This window comes from Aeromonas sp. ZOR0002 (genome assembly GCF_963866995.1).
Classification (GTDB): domain Bacteria; phylum Pseudomonadota; class Gammaproteobacteria; order Enterobacterales; family Aeromonadaceae; genus Aeromonas; species Aeromonas caviae.
In genome coordinates this window covers 18,251-23,189 of record NZ_CAWMFQ010000243.1, presented here as the reverse complement: position 1 = coordinate 23,189, position 4,939 = coordinate 18,251, and the positions used below count along the sequence as shown (strand labels likewise).

Below are 4,939 nucleotides of genomic sequence, written 5' to 3'. Positions count from 1 at the left end.
AGGCTCGCCTGCTGGTGCAGCAAACCGCCCTGGGGGCGGCCGCCATGGTGGAACAAAATCCCGAGCTGTCGCTGCAGACCCTGCGCGAGCAGGTGACCAGCAAGGGCGGGACCACGGCCGAGGCCGTCAAGACATTCCAGGAGCAGGGGCTGATGCCGCTGACCGCAAGAGCCATGCAGGCGGCCGTTACCCGGGCCGGCGAAATGGAAACCCTTTTCTGAATCCCTTTTAGCAAGGAGCCCGGATGAACACGGCTTACTTTTTGATTAACACTGTCTTTGATCTCTACCTCATGGTGGTGCTGCTGCGGGTCTGGCTGCAGTGGGCGCGGGCCGACTTCTACAACCCTATGAGCCAGATGGTGGTCAAGCTGACCAACCCGCTGGTGGTGCCCCTGCGCCGCGTCATCCCGGGTTTTGGCGGGCTGGACATGGCCTCTGTGCTGCTGGCGCTGCTGATCGCCTTTGGCAAGTTGGTCCTGCTCAAGAGCATGAATGTGCTGCAGGCGGACTGGCTCACTCTCTGTCTGTTTGCGACGCTCACCGTGTTGAAGAAAGCGGGTTCCATGATCTTCTGGATCCTGCTTATCCGCGCCATCCTGAGCTGGGTCAGCCAGGGTCGCAACCCCATTGAATACGTGATGCACCAGCTCACTGAACCCTTCCTGGCCCCCATTCGCCGCATCCTGCCTGCACTGGGCGGGCTGGATCTCTCCGTGCTGGTCGCCTTCATCGCGCTGCAGGCCATCAACTACCTGATGGGGGATCTGTTCGGCCAGTTGTGGTGGATGATCTGATGCCCGCCGTCCTGCTGGAAGGGGACGAGCTGGTGTTGCATCTGATGATCCAGCCCAAGGCGAGCCGGGATCAGATCATCGGATTGCACGGTGACGAGTTGAAAGTGGCCATCACGGCGCCGCCGGTGGATGGTCAGGCCAACAGTCACCTGATCAAGTTCCTGGCCAAGCAGTGCAAGGTGGCCAAGGGGCAGGTTCGCATCCTGCGGGGTGAGCTGGGTCGGCACAAGACGGTCGCCATCGACGCGCCAAAGCAGATCCCCGCCGAGATTGCCGCTCTGCTCGATAATCAGGGTTGATACGAGAGGGATGACATCATGAAAACAGCCTGGATGAGTTGCCTGCTGGCACTCCTGATGACGCTGCCGCTGCGGGCTGAGCAGATGCAGGAGCTGGGCCCCTGGAAAGTGCACTACAGCGCGTTCAACTCCAGCTTCCTCACCCCCGAGGTAGCCAGGACCTATGGCCTGGAGCGCAGCCGCTATAACGGCATCGTCAATATCGCGGTGCAGAACAAGCAGGGGGTGGCACAGGCGGTGGGGATCAGCGGCGAAGCCCGCAATCTGACCGGCACCCTTCGCACCCTGAATTTTCAGGAGGTGAAAGAGGGGAATGCCATCTATTACCTGGCAGTGCTGCCCTATCGCAATGAGGACACCTACCAGTTCACCCTGAAGATCATGGGGGAGGGGCAGCAGCAGACGCTGACCTTCCAGCAGACCTTCTACGTCGACTAGATTGCAGGGTGAATGCAGATGCCCTGCCCCCACGGGGGCGGGGCATTTTTTTGCCCGGTGAACCTGTGCTCGACGTCAGTGGCTGGCCAGGGGATAGGTAAACAGGGCCAGGTGGGCGAAGTTGAACAGGAAGTGGAGCAGGATGGCGATACTGAGGCGCCCGCTCAGCTGGAACGCCAGGCCATAGCAGGCCCCCGCCAGCGCGGCGAACAACACCAGCAACGGGCCACCGGCAAGATGGGCTGCGCCAAACAGCAGGCTGGCGACCAGGAGGCCTGCCCAGGGCGTGCTTCGGCTTGCCACCCCTTGCTGGATGCATCCCCGGAACAGCGCTTCTTCCGCCACACAGGTGAACAGCAGGTTGTTGAACGCGAACAGCCACCACCAGTGGGGCAGTCCCGCTTCGGGTTTGAGGGCGCCCAGTTGCCAGGCGGTGATGAGCAGGGCCGCGAGCGGCAGGATGAGCAGGGCCAGCGGCCGCCAGCGCATCGTTCCACCCGGGCCGAGCAGGCCGGGGATGGCCAGCAGCAGGGCGAAGAAAATGAGCGGCTTGTCCAGATTGAGGTAAAGGGTGAAGGGCACGCTGGCCGGGCCCGCCTGTACCTTGTCGAGCACCCTGAGATTGTCAAAGCCGGGCACCAGATGCAGCGTCAGGGCGAGGGACCACAGCAGGACCAGCGTCAGTGCGACGCCGCGCCAGGGTGGGGGGAGGGTGGGGGTACGCCAGGCCAGCAGCAGACCGGCGAGGCTGACAAGAGCGGCGAGGGGCGCGAGTCGCTCAAGCCAGAGGGCGGTGAGCAGGGCTAGTCCCAACAGAAGCATGCCGGGCCTGGTCCGGCAGGCGAGGCAGCAGAGTACGGCCAGCCCCAGGACGAGCCAGATGAGGATATCGGGGAGTGGTAACATCGAGTCTCCTTGTATGAATGAAGGGCGCACCTTAACGATCCCCATGGTCTGGTTCAAGGAAAAGGGGGTGGCCGGGACTGGCCGGCAGAAGACGCGCAATGAAAAGCCGGAGCTGGGCTCCGGCTTGGGCGGCGGCAAGATGCCATCGAGAGAGGCGATGGCCTTCCCGTATCAGCGACCGGACTCGGCGATGACCCGGGCGATGATGTCGGCGCGTTTGCTGGCTTCCAGCTCGCCCAGGGCGATGAGACCGGCCTTGAAGATGACGTTCTTCGGCAGACTGACGTCATCCAGAGTGGTGATGGCCTCGACGTGCATGCCGTTCAGGCGGCTGGCATCGCGCGGGCTCAGGTTGACCTGGGTGTTCAGCACCTGCTTGCCCTTCTTCTTGGGCTGGGCGGGTTTCTTCGGTTGATCCAGCTCGTCTTCCGGCAGTTCGTCATCAAAATCGTAAATGGACATAGTCAATCCTGTTGGGTTGCAAGGGGCATGCTCGCCCGAATGGGGGTAATCAGCCCATATCCTCGTTGCGGATAAAGGCGCGCCAGGAGCCGAGTACCTGGGCAAAATCTTCCAGCCCGCACATGGCCAGCTGTTCATCATCGTAGTAGGCGAGATCGTCGAGATCCTCATCCTGCTCGATATTGAGGACATTGGCCTTCACCTCGGCTTCCTCGTGGGTCAGCAGCAGGGAGTAGTCGCCCCCCAGCAGCCGGTATTCGGTGCGGGCCCGGCTGGAGAGCTGGTCGATGATGGCGAACAGCTCGTCGAGCTTCTCCTCGTCCTTGCCCACCTCGTCGATCAACCACTGGCCGATGGCTTCATGGCCCATGGAGAACCGGGCGCGATAGCCACCGAACGGGTCGCGGCGAAATTCATAATCCATAGCGGAGTCCATATCGGAGGGTGAAACCACCACGGCGCAAAACGGCATGATGCCGGATCCTTGATCCATGGTGGGGCACTGATAGCGTAAAGTGGCCTATTCTAGCGATCCCCCCCGCGCTTGTCTTGATGATGTGGGATCTTTAACGGGTGATCCCGGTGATGGCGCACGCCGGGGACCCTGTCAACGAATGGTATGGAGAGGCAATGCAGCTCAACGACGCGCTCGCGCATCAGATAGTCAGCCGGGCGATGAAGATCCTCTCGTTCTCGGTCAACGTCATGGATGAGCGGGGACTCATCATTGCGTCCGGCAATCCGGAGCGGCTGCACCAGCGCCACGAGGGGGCCGTGCTGGCCCTGACCGAGAACCGGGTGGTAGAGATAAGCGAGGCCACCGCCCGGGAGCTCAAGGGGGTGAGGCCTGGCATCAACCTGCCCATCGCCTATCAGGGGGAGCTGCTCGGCGTCATCGGCATCTCTGGGGATCCGGACATCGTGCGTGCTTACGCCGAGCTGGTGCGCATGACCGCCGAGCTCATCCTGGAACAGGCGGCACTCACCGAGCAGTTGCAGTGGGACAAGCGCCACAAGGAGGAGCTGGTGTTGCAGCTCATTCGCGGCGAAGGGCGGGCCGATCAACTGCAACAGGTGGCCCGCTTCCTCGAGCTGGATCTCGCCCAGCCCCGGGTGGTGGCCGTGCTGGCGCTGGAGGAGGCCGAGCCTGCCCAGGTGAGGGAGCTGGTTCACCTGCTGGAAAACCCGGAGCGGGACAACCTGGTGGCCATCAACGGCCTGGACGAGATAGTGGTGCTCAAACCCGCCCAGCTCAGCGACGGCGTCTGGCAGTCGGCGCAGGAGCGCAGCCGGATCCGGCAGCTGCTCTCCCGTATTCCCCATTTCAAGGTTCGCATCGGGGTGGGTGATTACTTCGCCGGCATCCCCGGGCTGGCGCTCTCCTACCAGACGGCGCGAGACACCTTGCGCCGTGGCATGCGCCAGTCGCCCCGCAAGCAGGTCTATTTCTTCGAGGATTACCGGCTTTCAGTGCTGCTCGGCACCCTGGCGGACTCCTGGCAGGCGGATCAGCTGCGGGCTCCGCTGCAAAAGCTGACGCAGGAGGACACAAAGGGAACGCTGCAAAAGACGCTGCGCCAATATTTCTTGCAGGATTGTGATCTGCATCCCTGTGCCGAAGCCCTGTTCATTCACCCCAACACCCTGCGTTATCGACTGACCCGGATAGAGCAGATAACCGGCTTGAATTTCAACAAGTTAGATGACAAGTTTCTGCTCTATCTCGGGCTCAGTCTCGATAGCTGATTTGTCTTTTCCAACAAAAACACAAGGCCGGCAAATGCTTTTTTTGGTTTTATGGCCAAAGCATTCCAGGCGGGGATCCCCATAATGGCGCCACTCATTACAACAACAAGGTGCCCGTCATGATCCCAGTCTCCGCGCTCGGCGCGCTCGCCGCGCTTTCCATCGCCATCTTCCTCATCCTGAAGAAGGTGCCCCCCGCTTACGGCATGATTGTCGGTGCCCTGGCCGGTGGCCTGATCGGTGGCGCTGACCTGACCCAGACCGTCGCTCTAATGATCGGCGGCGCCCAGGG

8 protein-coding genes and 1 pseudogene are annotated in these 4,939 nt (G+C 62.0%); 6 read left to right on the top strand and 3 right to left on the bottom strand.

The genetic code is table 11. From position 1 onward, the window contains the following. From AACR77_RS23165 to AACR77_RS13560, 4 genes are all read left to right on the top strand, one after another. The coding region (locus AACR77_RS23165; protein ID WP_331372696.1) for a pyrroline-5-carboxylate reductase dimerization domain-containing protein at window positions 1–221 on the top strand (221 nt) is incomplete at its 5' end. 23 nt (window positions 222–244) lie between these two features. Then, window positions 245–796, top strand: coding sequence for a YggT family protein (locus AACR77_RS13570; RefSeq protein WP_010673053.1), 552 nt, complete (start codon window positions 245–247; stop codon window positions 794–796). After that, on the top strand, window positions 796–1,095 hold the full coding sequence (yggU, locus tag AACR77_RS13565; protein ID WP_042864459.1) for a DUF167 family protein YggU: 300 nt from the start codon (window positions 796–798) through the stop codon (window positions 1,093–1,095). Before AACR77_RS13570 ends, yggU begins: the two co-directional genes overlap by 1 nt. An 18-nt stretch (window positions 1,096–1,113) precedes the next feature. Further along, window positions 1,114–1,533, top strand: a complete 420-nt coding sequence (locus AACR77_RS13560) for a DUF4426 domain-containing protein (RefSeq protein WP_029313762.1) — start codon at window positions 1,114–1,116, stop codon at window positions 1,531–1,533. Between the two features lie 75 nt (window positions 1,534–1,608). On the opposite strand, the gene AACR77_RS13555 is transcribed toward AACR77_RS13560, so the two are convergent. From AACR77_RS13555 to AACR77_RS13545, 3 genes are all read right to left on the bottom strand, one after another. Then, window positions 1,609–2,439, bottom strand: a complete 831-nt coding sequence (locus tag AACR77_RS13555) for a CPBP family intramembrane glutamic endopeptidase (protein WP_042882150.1) — start codon at window positions 2,437–2,439, stop codon at window positions 1,609–1,611. 171 nt (window positions 2,440–2,610) lie between these two features. Further along, window positions 2,611–2,901, bottom strand: coding sequence for a hypothetical protein (locus AACR77_RS13550; RefSeq protein WP_039039963.1), 291 nt, complete (start codon window positions 2,899–2,901; stop codon window positions 2,611–2,613). A gap of 49 nt (window positions 2,902–2,950) precedes the next feature. Continuing rightward, window positions 2,951–3,325 (bottom strand): YacL family protein, encoded by a 375-nt coding sequence (locus AACR77_RS13545; RefSeq protein WP_039039964.1) that lies wholly within the window; start codon window positions 3,323–3,325, stop codon window positions 2,951–2,953. A gap of 206 nt (window positions 3,326–3,531) precedes the next feature. Here AACR77_RS13545 and AACR77_RS13540 point away from each other — a divergent pair, with 206 nt between their 5' ends. Further along, window positions 3,532–4,647 (top strand): sugar diacid recognition domain-containing protein, encoded by a 1,116-nt coding sequence (locus tag AACR77_RS13540; RefSeq protein WP_042882148.1) that lies wholly within the window; start codon window positions 3,532–3,534, stop codon window positions 4,645–4,647. Window positions 4,648–4,766: 119 nt separating this feature from the next. Further along, window positions 4,767–4,939: pseudogene (locus AACR77_RS13535) on the top strand (GntP family permease); the annotation flags it as partial.